The following is an 18316-nucleotide window of genomic DNA, read 5'->3' as shown; positions in this document are numbered from 1 at the left end:
GGACGTGAAAAAGTCCGGCCGCTTTTTGAGACATTCCGGCTCTATTGATACTATTTAAGCCTATTCTCTTCAAATGAAAAAACTTTCAAATGACAAATACGTCTTTTAACAAGGCGCGTTTTATGATACCTACGGGTACGGTTTTATGGGCACCAGCACGTTACAACAGCAAGCCATTTACCTCGTTTTCGGTACGGATGAAGGAATGGTGCGTGAAAAGGCTTCCGGCCTCTTTGCTTCCCTGACGGAAGGCACAAACGAATTTTCCCATGAAATCCTGGAAGCGGCCTGCGGTGATTCCGATGAGGCGGACCAGGTGACGCGCCAGGTGATGGAAGCCCTGCGCACCCTTCCCTTTTTCCCGGGCCGCAAGGTAGTCTGGATGAAAAATTGCAGTTTCCTGGGGGACTCCGTCACGGGACGCTCCGCCACTACGGAAGCGGCTCTGGATTCCCTCAGGCATTTACTCGAAGGAGGCCTGGGACCGGATGTCCTGCTGCTCATTTCCGCCTCTGAATTTGACAAACGCCGTTCTTTTAACAAATTCCTGCTCCAATCCGCAACAGCGGAGGAACTGAACAAGCCGGATATCACCAAGGCCGGCTGGGAGGGCAGCCTGATGCCCCTGATCAACAAGGAGGCAGGCGCACGGGGCATGAATTTCGATCCCACCGCCCTGGAGCTGTTCATTCACCGCGTCAGTGAATCCTCCCGCCAGATTATCTCTGAAATTGAAAAACTGGATCTTTACCTGGGCCTGGACAGGCGCACCGTCATGCCGGAGGATGTGGAACGCATGGTTCCCCTGACGCGCACGGGCGTTATTTTTGAAATTTCCCGCGCTTTGGAGAACAAGAAGAGCGATGCGGCCATTTCCCTGATCGACTTTCAATTGGAACGCGGTGAAAATGCCATTACAATCATGCGCGCCGCCTTTATTCCAACGCTGAGGAATTTGCTGGCTGCCAAGCTTTTATGCGACGCGTTCGACTTGAAACCCACCAATTTCAAGGAATTTACGGCCAGAATTTCCTCCCTGCCCTCTTACGCAGCCGCCCTGATTCCCTTGAAAAAAGACGGTACTCCCAACGCGTATCCGCTCTTCCTGGCTGCGCAGAACGCCTCCAAATTCAAGACGGAACGATTAAAACAAACCTTGAAGGAATGCATGAAGGCGGACAAGGCCCTGGTGTCTTCATCGCTTGATCCCCGCCTGATTCTGCACCGTCTTGCCATCTGCTCCGCATCCTGATGAATTCCTCTTCTTCCCCAGCCTCTCCCCTGTTCGATGTCCTTGTCGTCGGCGCCGGGCATGCAGGCATTGAGGCGGCGTTGGCAGCCTCCCGCCTGGGATGTTCCGTCGCCGTCCTGACCCATAATCTGGACACTATCGGGCAAATGTCCTGCAATCCGGCCATCGGTGGACTTGCCAAGGGGCACATTGTCCGGGAAATAGACGCCATGGGAGGGGCCATGGGATTGAATACGGACGCCACCGCCATCCAGTTCCGGATGCTGAACGCTTCCAAGGGACCCAGCGTGCGCGCACCCCGCGCCCAGTGCGATAAAACGGCCTACCGCGCACGAATGAAAATGGTTCTGGAAACTGCTCCCGGCATATGCCTGTTCCAGGGGGACGTGGTTAAACTGCTCGTCAATGGAGAACAACAAGTAACAGGGGCCGTCACCTCCCTGGACTATACGATCTGCGCTCGCAGCGTGGTCATCTGCTCCGGAACGTTCATGCAAGGCTTGCTGCACGTGGGGCTTCAGCACGTGAGCGGCGGCCGCATGGGATGCGCCCCTTCCAGCCTCTCCACCAATCTTGCCGCTCTTGGCTTTCAGGTGGAACGGCTTAAAACGGGCACTTCGCCACGCGTCAACGGAAAATCCATTAACTTTTCCGTTTGTGAAGTGCAGCCCGGAGACACTCCGGAGGCCCTGTTCAGCTACCGTTCACGCGACGTGCTGAAACGCGCTTCCGAACCTTTTTGCACGTTGAACACCTGGGGCGACGAAGATTTCCGGATGGAGCAAATGCCGTGCTGGATTACGTATACCAACCAGAACACGCATGACATTATCCGGGAAAATTTAAAATTCAGCCCCCTTTACAGTGGCATTATCGAAGGAATAGGACCCAGGTACTGCCCTTCCATTGAAGACAAGATTGTGCGCTTTGCGGAGAAAACGAGCCACCAGGTATTTCTGGAGCCGGAAGGACGCGGTACGGAGGAATTCTACCTCAACGGCGTTTCCACCTCCCTGCCCTACTCCGCCCAATGCGACTTCATCCATACCATTCCCGGCCTGGAAAACGCCCAGCTGATTCGCCCGGGCTACGCAGTGGAATATGATTTTTGCCCGCCTACGCAACTGAATCCTACCCTGGAAACCAAGCTGGTGGAAAACCTGTACTTTGCGGGACAGATCAACGGCACCTCCGGTTATGAAGAAGCCGCGGCTCAAGGCTTGATGGCAGGAGCAAACGCCGCGTTGAAGATTCTGGGAAAACCCTCTCTGATACTTCGCCGTGACCAGGCCTACATCGGCGTCATGATAGACGACCTCGTTACCAAGGGCACGGACGAACCCTACCGCATGTTCACCAGCCGGGCGGAATTCAGGCTGCTGCTGCGCCAGGACAATGCAGACCTGCGCCTGGCTCCCCTTGCTTTTGAAACGGGCCTCATCACCCGTGAAATATTCCGGAAAACGGAAGCCAGGCAAAACGCCATTGCGGAAGGAATATCAAAAGCCGCCGTTGTCAAACACGAAGGCGTTTCCCTTTCCACCTGGCTTAAAAGGCCCGGCAACGACTGGTCCATGCTGCCTGAAGAATTGAAAAAAATGTTCCACGTGGAACATTGGGATGCCATCGCCACGGATATCCAGTATGAAGGACATATTGAACGACAGAAAAAACAGGCGGAAAAAATCACCAGGATGGAAAGTAAAGCCATTCCTGCCGACATTGATTACGAAAGCGTTCATGCCTTGAAAAAGGAAGCCGTCATTAAACTGGGCAGCATACGTCCCGCCACCATCGGGCAGGCTTCCCGCATTCCCGGCATTACTCCGGCAGATATCGCCCTGCTGCTGGTGCATCTGCAAAAGCGCAGCAGGCGGGAGCCGTGAAATTTTCCGCCTTTTTCCACAGGGATTTTAAATTTGACAACGGGACAGCGGCATGAATGATGGAAACGTCATGCGCTACGTATTAGCCATTTTACTGCCTCCCATCGCGGCTTTGGCTTATGGAGGATGCGGTTCTTTTCTTCTGAACCTTCTTCTTTGCTTCTTCGGGTACGTCCCCGGCATGGTTCATGCCGTATGGCTTGTCGTAAAAAGAGACGACGAGGAAAGGGAAGAAAGAATGATGAGGGAGATTGCCAAATGGCAGGCCCATCAGGAATTGAAAATGCTTTCCCAGCTTGAAAGCTTCCGGAAGGCGCAGGAAAATATTTCACCCCGTTAACGGTACCGTACGTCGCCGCGGATGCACACGTCGTTTCCGAATGTGCTTACAACCGGTTGTTCAAGATAGGCTTCATGTTCCAGAAACGTTCCGCCTTCCACACCTTCCGCACCCCCGCCTGTGATCATGGGAGCGTAAAATCCCACCCATTCGTCAATCAGGCCGGCTTTCAGGAATTCCCGGACCAGGCATCCGCCGGCTTCCAGCAGGATAGTCCCTATTTTCCTGTCTATATAAAGATTTTGTAATAGTTCCAAATAATTTGAAACATTCTCTATAATCATGGTCCGGTCACGGAATTCATCCGTCAGGCAAATGGAATCCTCAGGAAGGGATGCAGCGGTGCGAGTCAGAATAATGCGCCAGGGCTGCTTTTTCAGAGGAGAAACGGGGCGGTCGGGATTCCTGATAGTCAGGGACGGATTATCCAGCCGCAGGGTATTGCCTCCCGTGAGAATGGCGTCGCATTCCGCGCGCAGGGTATGCACGAAAGACCTGGATCTTTCATTCGTCAGCCACTGGGAACGTTCCGGACTGCGTGAGATACGGCCATCCAGGGACATGGCGCTTTTGGCAATCACCCAGGGGCGCTTTTCCAACATGTTCAACCGGAATCCCCTAATCAGGCGGTCACACTCCCTTTCCAGGATTCCATGGGTAACCTGGATGCCTGCGCGGTCGAGAATTTCAGCAGCGGCACCGCGATGTTTGGGATTGGGATCTTCCGAACCGTAAACTACCCGTTTGAAATGGTGTTCTACGATGGCATCCGTGCAGGGAGGCGTTTTTCCGGTGGTACTGCAGGGTTCCAGAGTAACGTACAGGGTGGAATCTTTAAACAGGGCGGCATTCCCTCTGGCTATCCCGTCGGCGATGGCGTTTCTTTCCGCATGCGGAAGACCCGCTTTTTCATGGAATCCTGCTCCGATCACCTGGCCTTCATGCACAATGACCGCTCCCACGCAGGGATTCGGGCTTGTCAGCCCGATTCCGTTGCCGGCCAGGTCAAGGGCCATTTTCATCCAGCGGGCGTCCCGGTCCTCCATACTCATGCCGACCTTGTAACACGAATCCCGGAGCAAGGACAACCATGTTGTGTGATGGAAGGATATTAGATTTAACAATATTAAATTCCTTCTTCTTCTACTGTGTGTCTAATGTGAACAACATTCCTGACAGTTGGAAATGAATAAATTGGACGTCCCTGGGAATGTGGATAAATTCAGCTCATAGAAATGTGAACAATATCTGAATAAGTTATTCACACACTGCTCACACTTAATTAACCCGTCCTTTCACAGGGTTATTGATGTACGGAACTGCGGAGGGGAGCCGCATGTTCCGTCTTGCAGAAGCATCGCAGGAAATCATATCATCTGTTCATGAGGGTTGCCAGATTGATTTATATTCCGGAGAGGGATCTCACTTTTCCCGCAACAAGCCCTGAAAGGCCCTTCCACGGCTTTTCCGTGGCCGGAACGAGCATAGCCGCCTATTGTTCCTCCCGGCTCCGGGAAGCGGGCTTTGAAGCGGTTTTCGGTCCGGAGGAGCCCGTTCCCGGGGAAGCGGAAGAGATAACGGAAGTGTCCATGCATGATTTTTCACCTCAGGCTGCCGCGTGGCTGGCCTCCTGTGAAGAAAAGGAAGGGGAGGTACGGAACGGAGAAGGGCATTTGCTGGCGCGGAAAGGGCAGGGAAGGGGACGCGCGCCCGTTTTCCTGCAGCGGGAGGCGCCTGTGGAGCGCCTTGTTTATCCCTGGGATCTGCTGGCATGGCAGGAAAAAGTAATGGAAGGAATGGAAGGAGACGATTTTTCCGGGCGGGAGGGCGTCCACATCCTGGGGACGCTCCGGGTGGGGCGGGGCACCGTGGTGATGCCCGGCGTGGTGGTGGAAGGGTCCGTGTGGGTGGGAGACGGATGCAGGATAGGGCCCAATTGCCATTTAAGAGGGTATGTCTCCATGGGGAACGGCTGTGTGGCGGGGCAGGGGGTGGAACTTAAAAATTGCATTGTTGGTGATGGAACGTTTATTCCCCATCTGAGCTATGCGGGAGATTCCATCATTGGCAGCGACGTCAATTTCGGGGCCGGAACGGTGTGTTCCAACTTCCGCCATGACGGCGGGGAGCACAGGATGATGGCGGGTGGAAGGCTGGAAACTACCGGAAGGACCAAGCTGGGAGCCGTCATCGGAGATCACGTGCGCCTGGGCGCCAATACCGTTGTTTTGCCGGGCAGGGTGGTTCTGCCCGGCGCCTGGATCATGCCGGGGGAAGTATTCACGGGAGCATGAATTACAGGACGGAAGTCCCGGAATACGGAAAAGGCCGCATGGGCCATGCCTGACGCAACCAGTAAAGTCAAAATAAAGAATGAGCGTTTCACAGAAATTGTAAAAGTCTTTGTTGTTTAAAATAGCCGGAGCTTGGCTGAAAAGCAGTTGATTTCGAATCCGGACCCTGTTCCTTTTTCTACGGAAAACGGCAAATTCATTGAATATATACACTATCCGGAAAAAGTGCTGTTTATGTTTCCTTTCATGCTTTTATTTTTCCGTTATCTTTCTTTTTGTTAACCGGCTTGTTCTTAAAAAAATAATTTGACCCCGGATTCGAAATCCGCGCAGGCTGTCAACCGGGAATTGTTCGCGGGGAAACGGACTTTTAAGAATACTTAAATAATTTGAAGAAACCGTTTCATGCAAGATATGCCCGGAGAAACAGCTGGTCACTATATATTGTATACTTTTAAAAAAATACTGCCAAATATTAGGGTTTGACGGAGAAATGGCTTGAATCACAGAAGACACTTGTGAGAGGATGCGAGGCAGATAAAAGCACAGACACATGAAGTTTACCATTTCCAAACAAGTATTTCTCGACGGTCTGAGACAGGTGGCCAGCGTGGTGTCTTCCAAGACGACACTGCCCATTCTTTCCAATGTTAAAATTGAAGCTGAAAACGGCCAGGTACGTTTTACGGCTACGGATCTTGACGTATGCATCACCGGCGTAGTTCCCGCGAATGTGCTGCGCGAGGGTACCGTGACTCTTCCTGCCAAAAAGCTGGTGAGCATCATCAGTGAACTTCCCGAGGCTGAAGTCCAGGTGGACGTCAGCCAGCGCAACCAGGCCACGGTGGAATGCGGCCGCTCCCAGTTCAAGCTGAATGGCCTTCCGGCGGACGAATTCCCGGAATTGCCGTCCTTTGAACAGGCAACCGTGTACCAGGTGGACCAGAATGTATTGCGTGACTGTATCCGCCGCACGGAATACGCTATTTCCACGGATACGACCCGCTACGTGCTGAACGGCATTTCCCTTTCCTTCCGCAACGGCAAAATGACCCTGGTGGCTACAGACGGCCGCCGTCTGGCCCTGGCGGAAACCGCCCTGGAATTCCCGGAAGAACAGCAGCTGGACGCCATCCTGCCCACGAAGGCCGTTGGTGAACTCCGTCGCCTGCTGGATGAAGTGGGAACCGTCACCATCCGTTTCACCCGCAACCAGGCCGCTTTTGAAATCAATGATACGCTGCTGATCAGCAAGCTGATTGACGGCAATTACCCGAACTACCGCCAGGTAATCCCGACGGACTGCAAGGAAAGCATCGAACTTCCCTGCGGAGAACTGCTGGAAACCGTGCGCCGCGTTTCCCTCCTTTCCGTGGACAAGAGCACGAACATCAAGCTGAACTTCCGTGAAAACGAATTGGAAGTAGCTTCCAGCGCGGAAGGCGTGGGTGAAGCCCATGAATCCATGACGATCACTTATGCCGGAAGACCGCTTTCCATTTCCTTTAATCCGGATTTCTTCATGGCCCCCCTGAAGACGATGGCCGGGGATACGGTTATTACGCTGAACCTCATTGATGAAATGAGCCCGGGCGTCTTGAAGATCGGAGATGAGTTCCTGTATGTGCTCATGCCGATGAGATCTCCCAACTGATTTTGACTGGTACAACATCGTTCATACGAGAAACAGGCGCCATGGCAGCATGGCGCCTGTTTTTTATAAGTTGACCATGAAGATGCTGCGAATGTTATTCACATTAATGTTCTACGTGGAACATTTTTCATTTTCCACCGTCCGGAAATACTTGGAACAATACCTGGAACGACTGGCCTTCCAAATTTGAAAAGACCGCGTGCAAATTCATGAAGCACCGGAGAAACAACGGTGGAATCTTTGCAATACCGGTAAACACGCGGGGGGGACCGGGAGGATAGGCGGAGCAGCAGAAAACGTAACGGTTCCAAACCGTATCATTCACTCAACAGTCCCGGAGCGGCAAACAAATCCGGAGCAATGTGGAAGGGATAGGAGCCTGAGGCTTGAAGTATGGCTTGCCGGACGGGAGGCAGAGAACTGAAACAGGCGGATTCCACATCCAGGATATGGCCGTCTTTTAATTCAATCATCAGTCCGGGTTCGGCTTCATGGTCAGGCGTACATCCTATGCGTTCAATCAGTTCCCAGGGAATTTCCCGGCGTGAAATGCTGTTTCCCCAGGAAATGGAGGAGGACGTGACTGTCAGGAAATAGGGCCTGCCCAGTAAAACTGGAAGCCACAGGAACAGCACAAGAGCGCCGAGAAGAAAACTCCACCATCCGGACCCGAAGAGAGCCCAGGCCAGGCCGCATCCCAAGGTGCCGAGGAGTTTTCCTCCCGGCCGGTAGCTGCGATAGGAATAATAAATATTCATGAGTTGCGAAGTCAGTGAAGCGTTGGGCCGGAGGACACGGAGTTTCCAGCCGTACTCTGTACGATACTCTTTTATTCCTGCAGAGACAAGAGGATAAGTCAGGAAAGGTGGTCCAGCATTTCAGGCGGCACGGAGCCGCGGGAGCGGATCAGGGCAAGAAAGGCTTTTTCCATTTCTTGCGGTGGAGAAAACAGGCCCGGTCTGGCCCGGCCTGCGGCTATTTCCACAGCGCCTTGATTGTGAAGAGCCAGTGGAGGATCTATATAGCACATTTGCGTCGGGTCCGGCAGGATGAAATTCAGGGGCCTGCCTTCATTCAGGATGCGTTCCTTCGGAATTCCCGGTCCCCATTCGTCTTCCACGCCCATATTGGCAAGCAGAACTCCGGAAGAGAGAACAGCGGTCGGATCAATCAACCCTGACAGGGCATGCCGTCTGCCCGTAGCCGTGACGGCGCAGAAGGCATTACTGACAGCGTTGCTGAGAGCTTTTACATCCGTGGCACGCACGAAGGAGACAGAAGATGCGGGAAGAGGTTTTTCCTCCACATCCGCCACGATGACATTCCATCCCCGGCTGAGGGCGTGAAGAACGATTCCATGGCCCACTTTTCCATACCCGATGACTACGAGCGTCTGTCCCTGTCCGTTCTCCGTTCCCAGCGCTTCCAAGGCGCGGAAAAAACTTTCTCCGGTTCCCAGGCAGGTTTCTATCTGCTTGATTTTCCCGGTGTCCACCATCCACACGGGCTGTGTGCAGCGGGCGTAATGTTCCGCCCCTGACCGGGTCAATTCCACATACCCGTAGCGGCTGGGAACGTGGCTGAGCGCTCCGGCGCAATCCATCACGACATCATAGGGAGCATCCGCCTGTGGCGCATTCACTACAGGAATTCCGTATTGGCCCAGCAGAGTAACGGTTTCCGGGTTATAGGGCATCACCGGAGAAACCGCTACCGTTAAATCCGCGCCTGCCGCCAGCAACGCGGCGTATTTGGCGCAGGTATTCCGGAACACGGGGGAGGCGTCAATCACGCGGCAGCCTTCCAGGGGACGGCTTTCAGCCCAGGTGCGGCACTGATGCAGAAGCACGGGAAATTCCTTCTGCCGGTAAAAGGGGGACAAGTCTTCCAGAATGCGTGCCGGAGATACAGGCATGGCGGAATTGTAAGGCGTGGGAGAAAAAGAGGCAAATCTTTCTCTTCCCGCGTTCCGGTACTTTCCGCCATTCCGGGCGCTTGTCTGAAGACCTGGTTTTTAAGGGATGCCCTGCTTGAGGAAGAATTTACTGTTTTTCATTTCAGCGGGGGGGAAGGACAAACTCCGGAGAGGGAAAAAGGCGCAAATGAATGAATAAAAAACGTCGATAAAATCATGAATTTTACGGAAGCAGACACAGGGGACGATCAAAGGGACAATATATTGGAACAGGTTTCTGATCAGGAAAGTATCGTGATAAATAACTTGTGTAGGTGAGGGAAAACTGTATTATCCTATTCCTTGATAAGGTTTTATCTCATTGTTTGATTAAAGATGAAAAAACTAGCCATGGACTGCGTGAAATGCATTATTTCATGCAGTATGGTTTTTATGAACCTGTGTCAGGCGCAGGAGGGTATGGAGAAGTCCAAGCAGGCTGCTGAAGTAGTGGACCAGGTACTGGATGATGGCTTTGGCGCGGGCCTGCGTGAGATCGTGGAAGAAAATCAGGATATCAGTGAGGATGAAGCCGCGGGCATCATGCAGATGCCCTATTACAGGGACAGGGGCGCTGTGTGGAACAGCAGTCTTAAAACGCTGGGAGAAACAGAATTCAAACAAAATGGCCTGGAAGGGCATGCGTGCGGGGTTATGCAGTTCGATCCGCAGACAGGTGTTGTCCTGCCCGGGTTTGTCATTGGAGGGGGGCGTGATGCCGCCATTTTTATCAGCCAAAGGCTGAAAATTGGACAAACCCTATTTTCATGTTTTCAGTGGCGGGATGAACGATGGAACCCAGCCGATAATGAATGGGAAGTGGCGGCAGTGGTGGTCAGACAGGCGGCCGGTTCCCGTGAAGCGGTCATGTTTTTCCTGAATAAGGAAGGAGGGCGGTGCAGCCTGCCGTGTGGGGTAGCCGGCATTCTTTATCAAAAAAAGCCGGGCAACATAGTCGCTTCCTTTTTTGACCGGAACGGCCAACCGGCCGAATTGAATCAGGCCGGATACCGCGTTTCCCGGGTGGAAGAACCGGTGGATGGCTCTCCGCCTTCCTTTTATCTGGGAAACCACTTGCTGGATATGAACTGGATGCGTTTGGGACATTGGCGGGAAGGAATGATTTATTTCTTGTGGAGTTACGGAGGCGTGGCAGATTGACGGGGAAGACGGAAGCATTCATTGGGATTTCCGTCAGCGGGTAAGGAAATCCGGATGGAGATATACAAGTACCTTCTCCGGCAGGCGATCATTTGCGGGGTTTTTTATTTCCTGAAATTTATCCTGTTGATGCCTCTGGAAGGAGGGGATGGCATAGAAAAAGGGCTGCCTTTCGGGCAGTCCTTTTTGAAGTGGATTGCGAGGAAAACAGAGTGTTTTCCGGCAGGTTGTTGTGAGTCCCGGAGCCCTGTTACTGCACGGCAGGCGCTTTCTGAGCTTCCGGTACGGGCAGAGGAGTCCGCTGGATGGTGACGGGCGTTCCTACGCTGGTTTGCTTGTAGAGAATTTCCGCGACGTTCCGCGGCAGGCGGATGCATCCATGGGAGATAGGGTGGCGCCGCACCTTCCCCACGTGCAGGCCCAGGCCCGCGTTGGTAAGCCGCTGCCAGTAGGGCATGGGGGACCCGTCAAAACGGCCGCCTTCCGGAACGGGATCCGTGGATTCCGCATTGTAGTTGATGCATTTGCCTTCGGCATCATACATCTTGCCGTAAAGATTGGAGGCGTGGTCTTCCTTTTTGGAAATGACAGTATAGTCTCCTGTCTTGGTCGGGTAGGCCTTGACGCCGGAGGAGAGGGGAAAGTCCATGGCTACCAGGCCGTCCACCAGGTACTGGCCCCGCTGTTCATCCAGGCAGACGAAAATTTTGCGGGATTTTTTCGGCTTGCGGTTCAGCAGGGCGTCATCCTTGTACACGTCATACGTTTTCCGGTAGTCCTTCCGGGCCACAAAGTGGGCATACGTGGAAGGATGGAAGGGGTTTTTGTACTCCGGAACGGATTTGTCCACGGCGCGCGGGTCCGGCAGGGACGCGTGGCCCTTGCCGGAGTGGGAACAGGACGTCCACCCCATGAGGAGCACGGGGAGGACGGCCAGAAGGAAAAGATGCTTCATAAGCGATGAAGCCGGGGCGGGAACCCCGGATTACTTGGAACGGGGAATAGTCAGTTTCTGGTTGATATGGATCATATCAGACTTGAGTCCGTTGGCCCTCTTGAGCGCTTTGACGGAAGTGCCGTTCCTGCGGGCAATGGCCCCCAGCGTGTCGCCCTTCTTCACGGTGTAGGTGCGTGCCTTGGGAGCGGATTTGCGCGCAGTGCTCTTTTTGGCGTTCGTGTTGCGGGAGGATTTGCTGCTGCCGGCCGTGGTCTTCTTCGTGGTGGACTTGTTGACGGAGGGTTTGGCCGGGGGGTTGTAGGCGTAGTCGGAAGAGCTCTTCACCGGGCTGTAATGGCCGGATTCATAGGCGGGATCGGAACTTTCCGCGATCCACGGCGGGATTTCGCCGCTGGCCGGTTCTGCAGTGTCATAACCGGCTGTGGAAGAATTCTGGGTGGAGCAGGAAGAGAGTGGAAGCACCAGCGCGGCAGCGCAGGCACAGGTTAAAATGAATGGCGCTTTCATGTGTGCCTTGTTCATACTAATTTATGGTTTCGGATTCAAGGCGCTAGCGCGGATTGTCAGGATTTTTTTTCAGCCCCGGCCCAGATTGTAAAAGGTCTCCGCATTCCGCGTCGTTACGCGGGCCAGGTGTTCCAGTTCCATCCCCCGGGAAGCGGCAATGAAACGGGCCGTATGGATGAGGTGGGCGGGTTCGTTCATGCGGCCCCGGAGAGGTTCCGGACTGAGGTAGGGGGAGTCCGTTTCCAGCATGATGCGGTCTTCCGGACACCAGCGCGCCGTTTCCGCCACTATGGGAGCGTTTTTAAAGGTGGCTACTCCGGTGAAGGAAACCATGCCGTCCAGTTCATCAAAGATGCGCGCCGCCTGGGCTGTGTCTCCGATAAAGCAGTGGAATACGGGACGCACGCGGCCCGCATGGTTCCGGGCAATCGCCACGGCGTCTTCAAAGCTTCCGGAGCCTTTCCGGTCCCGCGTGTGCAGGACGATGTTGAGGCCCAGGCGCGCCGCCAGGTCAAAATGCTGTTCCAGCAAATCCTGCTGAAGGCGGTGAAAGCTTTCAGCCTCCCAGCCTTCAGGGGCTCCGTGGAAGTAATCCAGCCCTGTTTCCCCGATGGCGGCCAGCGGAAAGTCCTGCGCTTTCAGGAAAAGCTGGTCCGCCCAGCCCTCCGGCGCATCATGGGCGTCGTCCGGATGGATGCCCAGCGCGCAAAAAACCGTACCCGGAAACTGGCGCGCCCACGCTGCATTTTCCTCCCAGTCATCTTTCCGGGCTCCCAGCGTAATCATGCGGTCGATACCTTCCCGGCGGGCATGTTGCACGTAGGCTTCCCGGCGGGATTGGTCGAATTGCGCGGAGGCCAGATGGCAGTGCGTGTCAATAATCATGGTATGAAGGCCTGTGACAGGACGGGGAAGTTTGTGGATATTTCCATGTTTTGAAAAGTGCAAACGCAGGGCATGCCTGATTTTTCCTTGCCACGCGGGGGTGAAACGCACAAACTGCCGGGCATGAAATGTGCAGCGTTGTGCATGTGTGCCGGTTTGTTGCCGGTAGCTTCTCTTCAGGCAGGAACCCAGCAGATAGAGGCGCCGCAGGAGGGAGCCGTCATCAGCTTCCATCTGGAAAACGACATGTTCGTGGGAGATGACGACAATTATACCAACGGCGTCCGTTTTGCCTGGATGTCCGGAACCACATCGGACAGCCGCACTTTTTCCGGCATGCTGGGAACGGTTCTGGGAGGCACAAACGCTTCGGATTCCTGGAGGCGTTTCATGGGCATGAGCGGTTCCCCCAACCTCCGCCAGCAATGGGGGCTTGACCTGACCCAGCTCATGTACACCCCGGAGCAGAAAGCCCCGTATCCCCTGTACAACCAGCATCCCTATGTAGGCAACCTGACGCTGGGGCTTACCTCCCTGGTCAAGAATGACGACAGGGCCAATTCCCTGGAACTGCAACTGGGCACGACGGGTACGAATTCCCTCGCCAGAGGCTCCCAGCATTTCATTCATAAGCTGTGGGGCATGGAACAGTGGCCCGGCTGGTCAAGCCAGCTTCCCGGGGAAATGACGGCCAATCTGTTTTTCAAGCGTTATTACCGCCTGCGCGGGCTGGAGAAGCACTACAGTTCAGGTTTTGAAACGGACGCCCTGGCCTACTGGCACGTGGACGCCGGTACGGTGAAGGTACAGGCGGGCGGCGGCATGTCCTTCCGCTTCGGCTACAATCTGGGCAACACCTCTCCGGAAAACAGCATCCGCGGGGCAACCAGCGCCGCGCCGCCGTTCGTTTACAACAGGACGGCTGTTTCCAACTGGGGGTATTACGGCTACCTGCACGCCTCCGTGCGTGCCGTGGCTCATGACCTGTACCTGGACGGCACGGTGTTCCGCTCCTCCCCGGAGTACGTGAACAAGTATCCCGTGGTGGGGGAATGGGGTTATGGCTTCGGTCTCCGGTACAAGCGCTCGGAATTGCTTTTCGGGCTGCATTACATGACGAAGGAATACACGCAGCAGGAGTCCATGCAGTGCGTGGGCGTTCTCCAGCTCCGGCATACCTTTTAACGGCTGCGTTCCCCGCAGACGGTGCACAAACGCAACGGCAGCTTGCAAATGGCGGGTTTGCTGTTAGAATTAGAATCGCGGATTCGTATGTAACAGGACAATCCGTTTGTGCACATCACCCCTGACACATATTGACTTCATGAGAACAACCAGATCCTGGCTTTTATCCTGTACCGCGCTGGCGGTAGGCTCCGCCATGTGCGGCCTGGGAGCCCCGGGCGATTCCGCCCCTGCGCCCGCCCCCACGGGGCTGGAATGGGAACAGGAACAGAACCTGCATTTGAACAAGGAAGCCCCCGCTGCCTCCTTCATGTCTTTCAGCGATTTGCAGTCCGCGCTGAAAGTGCTGCCTGAAAACAGCAAGTGGCGGAAATCCCTGAACGGCCAGTGGAAGTTTCATTGGGCCAAGGATCCCCAAAGCCGCCCGGCGGATTTTTACAAGCCGGATTACGACGTGAAGGACTGGAAGGAAATCAAGGTGCCCTCCTCCTGGCAGACGCAGGGCTACGGCACCCCCATTTATTCCAACCAGCCGTATCCCTTTGAACGTTCCTGGCCCTACGTGATGAAGGAGCCCTCCAACAAGAATTATACGTCCTTCAAGGAACGGAACCCCGTAGGCTCCTACCGCCGCACCTTTGAAGTGCCCGCAGACTGGGACGGCCGGGAAGTGTACATGCAGTTCGACGGCGTGGATTCCTTCTTCTACCTCTGGATCAACGGGCATTATGTAGGCTTTTCCAAGGATTCCCGCAATCCCGCCCGCTTTGACATCAGCCCCTACCTCAAGAAAGGTGAGAACGTGGTAGCCGCGGAGGTGTACCGCCATTCCGACGGCGCCTACCTGGAATGCCAGGACATGTTCCGCCTGTCCGGCATTTTCCGCAACGTTTCCATTTTTGCACTGCCGAAGGTTCATATCCGCGACTTTTTCGCGCAGGCCAACCCGGTGGACCAGCGGGACTGGGCCCTGAACATTGACCATGCCAAGCCCGGCTCCGTGAACGGAGACTGGCGCCTCCAGGTGGAGGTGGACGTGCGCAACCTGTTCCCCGCGACCGAGAAGCTGGACGACTGCACGGTCTCCATGGCCCTCTACGATTCCGCCGGCAAATTGGTGGAACCCGTCAAGCCCAAGGACGCCCCGTATGACGGCGTGCTGGAAAAACCCCTGCGCATCACGGGCATGAAGGATTTCAAGACTTCCCTGCTGGGCATTTACGCCAAGCCGAAGCTCTGGTCTGCGGAGGATCCCAACCTGTACACCCTGGTGCTGACGCTGAAGCGTGACGGCAAGACGGAGGAGATGGTTTCCTCCCATGTGGGCTTCCGCAACGTGGTGATCAAGGACAGCGTTTTCCTGGTGAACGGCCAGCCGGTCAAGGTCAAGGGCGTGAACCGCCATGAAAGCCATCCGGAAACCGGGCACTACCTGACTCCGGAGCAGATGGAGGAGGAAGTGAAGATGATGAAGCGCGCCAACATCAACCATGTGCGCTGCTCCCATTATCCCGCGGACCCCTACTTCTACTACCTCTGCGACAAGTACGGCATTTACGTGCAGGATGAGGCCAACATTGAGTCCCACGGCTACTACTACGGGAAGGAATCCCTTTCCCATCCCGTGGAATGGATGCCGGCCCATGTGGAACGCATCATGGCGATGGTGGAACGCAACAAAAACCATCCCAGCGTGATCATGTGGTCCCTGGGGAATGAAGCCGGCCCCGGCCAGAATTTCCGCAGTGCGGAAAAGATCCTGAAGGCCAGGGACATGTCCCGCCCCACCCACTATGAGCGCAATAACGACATTGTGGACCTCGGTTCCAACCAGTATCCCTCCGTGGACTGGACGCGCTCCATGGCGGCCAACAAGAATTTCCCGAAGCCGTACTACATTTCCGAGTACGCGCACAACATGATGAACGCCATGGGCAACCTGGCGGACTACTGGGAGGCCATCGAATCTTCTGACCGCATCATGGGGGGCTCCATCTGGGACTGGGTGGACCAGGGCCTGTACAAGACCCTGCCGAACGGGGAGAAGATGATCTGCTACGGCGGCGATTTCAACGACCATCCCAACAGCGGCCAGTTCGTGTTTAACGGCACCATCCTGGCGGACCGCACGCCGGAACCGGGCTACTTTGAAGTCAAGCACGTCTATCAGAACATCTCCACCTCCCTGACGGACGACGGCAGGATTTCCATCTTTAACAAGAATTTCTTCACGGAGCTGTCCCCGTATGACATCACCTGGACCCTGACGGAAAACGGGAATGTGGTGGCGGAAGGCAGGCTGGATACGCCTCCCGCCGGCCCCAGGGAAAAAATCGTGGTGCCCGTGCCGGATATTCCCCAGCTGAAGAACCGGAAGCCGGGCGTGGAATATGCCCTGCGCATCGGCTACAAGCTGAAGAAGGACAAGGGATGGGCCGGGAAGGGCTATGAACTGGCCTTTGACCAGCTCCAGCTCCCCGTCCAGGGAGACCTTCCCATGTTCAAGGCCCCCGCGGGCAAGGTAACCCTCAGCGCGGACAAGCACACCGTATCCGGCAAGGATTTTTCCGTGCAGTTTGATCCGGCCACCGGAGAACTGGCCCAATTCACGGTGAACGGCAAGCCCCTGTTCAAGACGCCCATGGCGGTGAACGCCCTGCGCGCCGCCTCCAGCAATGAACCGGGCGTGATGGCCAAGAGCATGGCCAACGGACTCCGTGAACTGAAGCATGAACTGCTCAGTTATGAAGCCGTGGACCATGGCAACAGCGTCATCATTAAGCAATCCGTCAAGGTAAGCGGCAGGCAGGCTGAAAACATCAGCGGCTACGGTGACACCAAGACCACCATCACGCCCAAGAAAGAGCCTCTGAACGACACGAACACCCATTTCATCAACAATCTGGAATGGACCATCTATGCGGATGGAACCGTTGTCTGCCAGTCCGTGCTGCTTCCGCGCGGCAATCCCCTGGAACTGCTGCGCCTGGGGTATGAACTCCAATTGCCGGCGAACATGGGCAACGTGGCCTACTACGGCCGCGGACCGGAGGAAAACTACGCGGACCGCAAGAGCGGCATGCCGCTGGGCGTGTACAAGACAACAGCCAGGGATTCCTTCTTCCCGTACGGCAGGCCGCAGGACTGCGGCAACCATGAAGACACCCGCTGGGTGGCCGTCACGGATGACCAGGGGCAGGGCCTGCTCTTCGGCTCCCTGGGCGCTCCGTTCGCCTTCTCCGCCATTCCCTACACCACGACGGACCTGATTCTGGCCAACCACCCCGTGGAACTGCCGACGACGACGGATAAGACCGTGCTGGTCCTCTCCTCCGCCACGCGCGGTCTGGGCGGCGCCTCCTGCGGCCCCGGCCCCATGAGCAGGGACATCATCAAGGCCAACAAGCCCTATCCGCTGTCCTTCTTCATGCGTCCCGTCACCTCCAAATCCTACAAGGGTGAAATCCGCGTGCCCGCCGCCCAGCTGGATATGACCATGCTGACCCGTACGGACAAGTACACGGTTAAGAGCGTGAGCAGCCAGGAACAGGGTGAAGCGGACGCCGAGTTCGCCATTGATGGAGATCCCGGCACTTTCTGGCACTCCGAATACAACAAGACCGTAACCAAGCACCCGCATGTGCTGGCCGTGGACCTGGGCAAGGAACGGGAATTCTCCGGCATTACCTACCTGCCCCGGCAGGACGGCAGCACCAACGGCCGCGTGAAGGACTATGCTGTGGAAGTGAGTACGGACGGAGAGAAGTGGCAGCCTGCCGCCAAGGGAGCCTTCCCGAACAGCTCTGACCTTCAGGAAGTGAAGTTCCAGGCGCCCGTCAAGGCTCGCTATTTCCGCTTCTCCGCCCTCAGTGAGGCGGGAGGCAGGGATTACGCCGCCGTAGCGGAACTGGATATCATCCCCGTTAAGAAATAACTCCTGCGGCCCAACCGCTTGAAGACCGCCCCGCCGCTCTTAAAGAGCGTGCGGGGCATTTTACTGGCCCCTGACGCTGCCGGAGCGGCGGCGGCAGAAAGATTCCGTGGATACAGGCCAGGCCATCCATGTGAAATGCGTCCTCCGGCGTTCGTTTGCCGCAAGGGATTGCGGCGTTCCGGAACAGGGAAGTGAAATCCAGTGAAACGGAGGCCGGGCTGGACGGTCCTGCTTATTTTCCGGGGCCTGCGGTACTTCCGGGTATAAAAAGCCTCCGCACGGAAGGCGTGTCCATGCGGAGGCTGG

General features: G+C 55.6%; 14 protein-coding genes. 8 read left to right on the top strand and 6 right to left on the bottom strand.

The features are described from left to right. The first annotated feature begins 145 nt into the window (after nt 1–145). From holA to LIO64_RS05895, 3 genes are read left to right on the top strand one after another with little or no spacing between them, the layout of a single operon-like run. Nucleotides 146–1252 carry a DNA polymerase III subunit delta gene (holA, locus tag LIO64_RS05905; protein WP_290548513.1) on the top strand — a complete coding sequence of 369 codons (1107 nt, stop codon included), beginning with the start codon at nt 146–148 and terminating at the stop codon, nt 1250–1252. Continuing rightward, nucleotides 1252–3138 carry a tRNA uridine-5-carboxymethylaminomethyl(34) synthesis enzyme MnmG gene (mnmG, locus tag LIO64_RS05900; protein ID WP_290548512.1) on the top strand — a complete coding sequence of 629 codons (1887 nt, stop codon included), beginning with the start codon at nt 1252–1254 and terminating at the stop codon, nt 3136–3138. The genes holA and mnmG overlap by 1 nt, the downstream gene beginning before the upstream one ends. A gap of 52 nt (nt 3139–3190) precedes the next feature. Continuing rightward, complete coding sequence (locus LIO64_RS05895) at nt 3191–3478, top strand: YqaE/Pmp3 family membrane protein (protein ID WP_290548511.1); 288 nt, start codon at nt 3191–3193, stop codon at nt 3476–3478. Here LIO64_RS05895 and ribD read toward each other — a convergent pair. Beyond that, the gene (ribD, locus tag LIO64_RS05890; RefSeq protein WP_290548510.1) at nt 3475–4530 is read right to left on the bottom strand and encodes a bifunctional diaminohydroxyphosphoribosylaminopyrimidine deaminase/5-amino-6-(5-phosphoribosylamino)uracil reductase RibD; all 1056 of its coding nucleotides are present in this window, start codon (nt 4528–4530) and stop codon (nt 3475–3477) included. The genes LIO64_RS05895 and ribD overlap by 4 nt on opposite strands. Before the next feature lie 330 nt (nt 4531–4860). Between ribD and LIO64_RS05885 the strand changes: the two genes are divergently transcribed. Together LIO64_RS05885 and dnaN are read left to right on the top strand one after the other, a co-directional pair. Further along, nucleotides 4861–5772 (top strand): hypothetical protein, encoded by a 912-nt coding sequence (locus LIO64_RS05885; RefSeq protein ID WP_290548509.1) that lies wholly within the window; start codon nt 4861–4863, stop codon nt 5770–5772. Nucleotides 5773–6325: 553 nt separating this feature from the next. Further along, the gene (gene dnaN / locus LIO64_RS05880; RefSeq protein ID WP_290548508.1) at nt 6326–7426 is read left to right on the top strand and encodes a DNA polymerase III subunit beta; all 1101 of its coding nucleotides are present in this window, start codon (nt 6326–6328) and stop codon (nt 7424–7426) included. Between the two features lie 317 nt (nt 7427–7743). Here the strand turns inward: dnaN and LIO64_RS05875 are convergent, their stop codons facing one another. Together LIO64_RS05875 and LIO64_RS05870 are read right to left on the bottom strand one after the other, a co-directional pair. After that, nucleotides 7744–8184, bottom strand: coding sequence for a hypothetical protein (locus LIO64_RS05875; RefSeq protein WP_290548507.1), 441 nt, complete (start codon nt 8182–8184; stop codon nt 7744–7746). A 98-nt stretch (nt 8185–8282) separates the two neighbouring features. Beyond that, the gene (locus LIO64_RS05870) at nt 8283–9341 is read right to left on the bottom strand and encodes a hypothetical protein (RefSeq protein WP_290548506.1); all 1059 of its coding nucleotides are present in this window, start codon (nt 9339–9341) and stop codon (nt 8283–8285) included. A 459-nt stretch (nt 9342–9800) separates the two neighbouring features. Here LIO64_RS05870 and LIO64_RS05865 point away from each other — a divergent pair, with 459 nt between their 5' ends. After that, entirely contained in the window at nt 9801–10541 is a 741-nt protein-coding gene (locus LIO64_RS05865; RefSeq protein ID WP_290548505.1) for a hypothetical protein, read from the top strand. Between the two features lie 250 nt (nt 10542–10791). Here LIO64_RS05865 and LIO64_RS05860 read toward each other — a convergent pair whose 3' ends face one another. The 3 genes from LIO64_RS05860 to LIO64_RS05850 form a co-directional block, all read right to left on the bottom strand. Further along, entirely contained in the window at nt 10792–11496 is a 705-nt protein-coding gene (locus LIO64_RS05860) for a L,D-transpeptidase family protein (protein ID WP_290548504.1), read from the bottom strand. 30 nt (nt 11497–11526) lie between these two features. Continuing rightward, nucleotides 11527–12006: a LysM peptidoglycan-binding domain-containing protein gene (locus LIO64_RS05855; RefSeq protein ID WP_290548503.1), complete on the bottom strand. Its 480-nt coding sequence runs from the start codon at nt 12004–12006 to the stop codon at nt 11527–11529. Nucleotides 12007–12075: 69 nt separating this feature from the next. Beyond that, a complete protein-coding gene (locus tag LIO64_RS05850) occupies nt 12076–12891 on the bottom strand; it encodes a TatD family hydrolase (RefSeq protein ID WP_290548502.1) in 816 nt (271 codons plus the stop codon). A 144-nt stretch (nt 12892–13035) separates the two neighbouring features. Between LIO64_RS05850 and LIO64_RS05845 the strand changes: the two genes are divergently transcribed. Together LIO64_RS05845 and LIO64_RS05840 are read left to right on the top strand one after the other, a co-directional pair. Further along, a complete protein-coding gene (locus LIO64_RS05845) occupies nt 13036–14076 on the top strand; it encodes a lipid A deacylase LpxR family protein (protein WP_290548501.1) in 1041 nt (346 codons plus the stop codon). A gap of 139 nt (nt 14077–14215) precedes the next feature. Further along, nucleotides 14216–18010 carry a glycoside hydrolase family 2 TIM barrel-domain containing protein gene (locus tag LIO64_RS05840; RefSeq protein ID WP_290548500.1) on the top strand — a complete coding sequence of 1265 codons (3795 nt, stop codon included), beginning with the start codon at nt 14216–14218 and terminating at the stop codon, nt 18008–18010. The last annotated feature ends 306 nt before the right edge of the window (nt 18011–18316 follow it).

This window comes from Akkermansia sp. (genome assembly GCF_020860705.1).
GTDB lineage: Bacteria > Verrucomicrobiota > Verrucomicrobiia > Verrucomicrobiales > Akkermansiaceae > Akkermansia.
The sequence above is the reverse complement of the archived record's forward strand: the minus strand, read 5'-3'. Positions and strand labels throughout refer to the sequence as shown.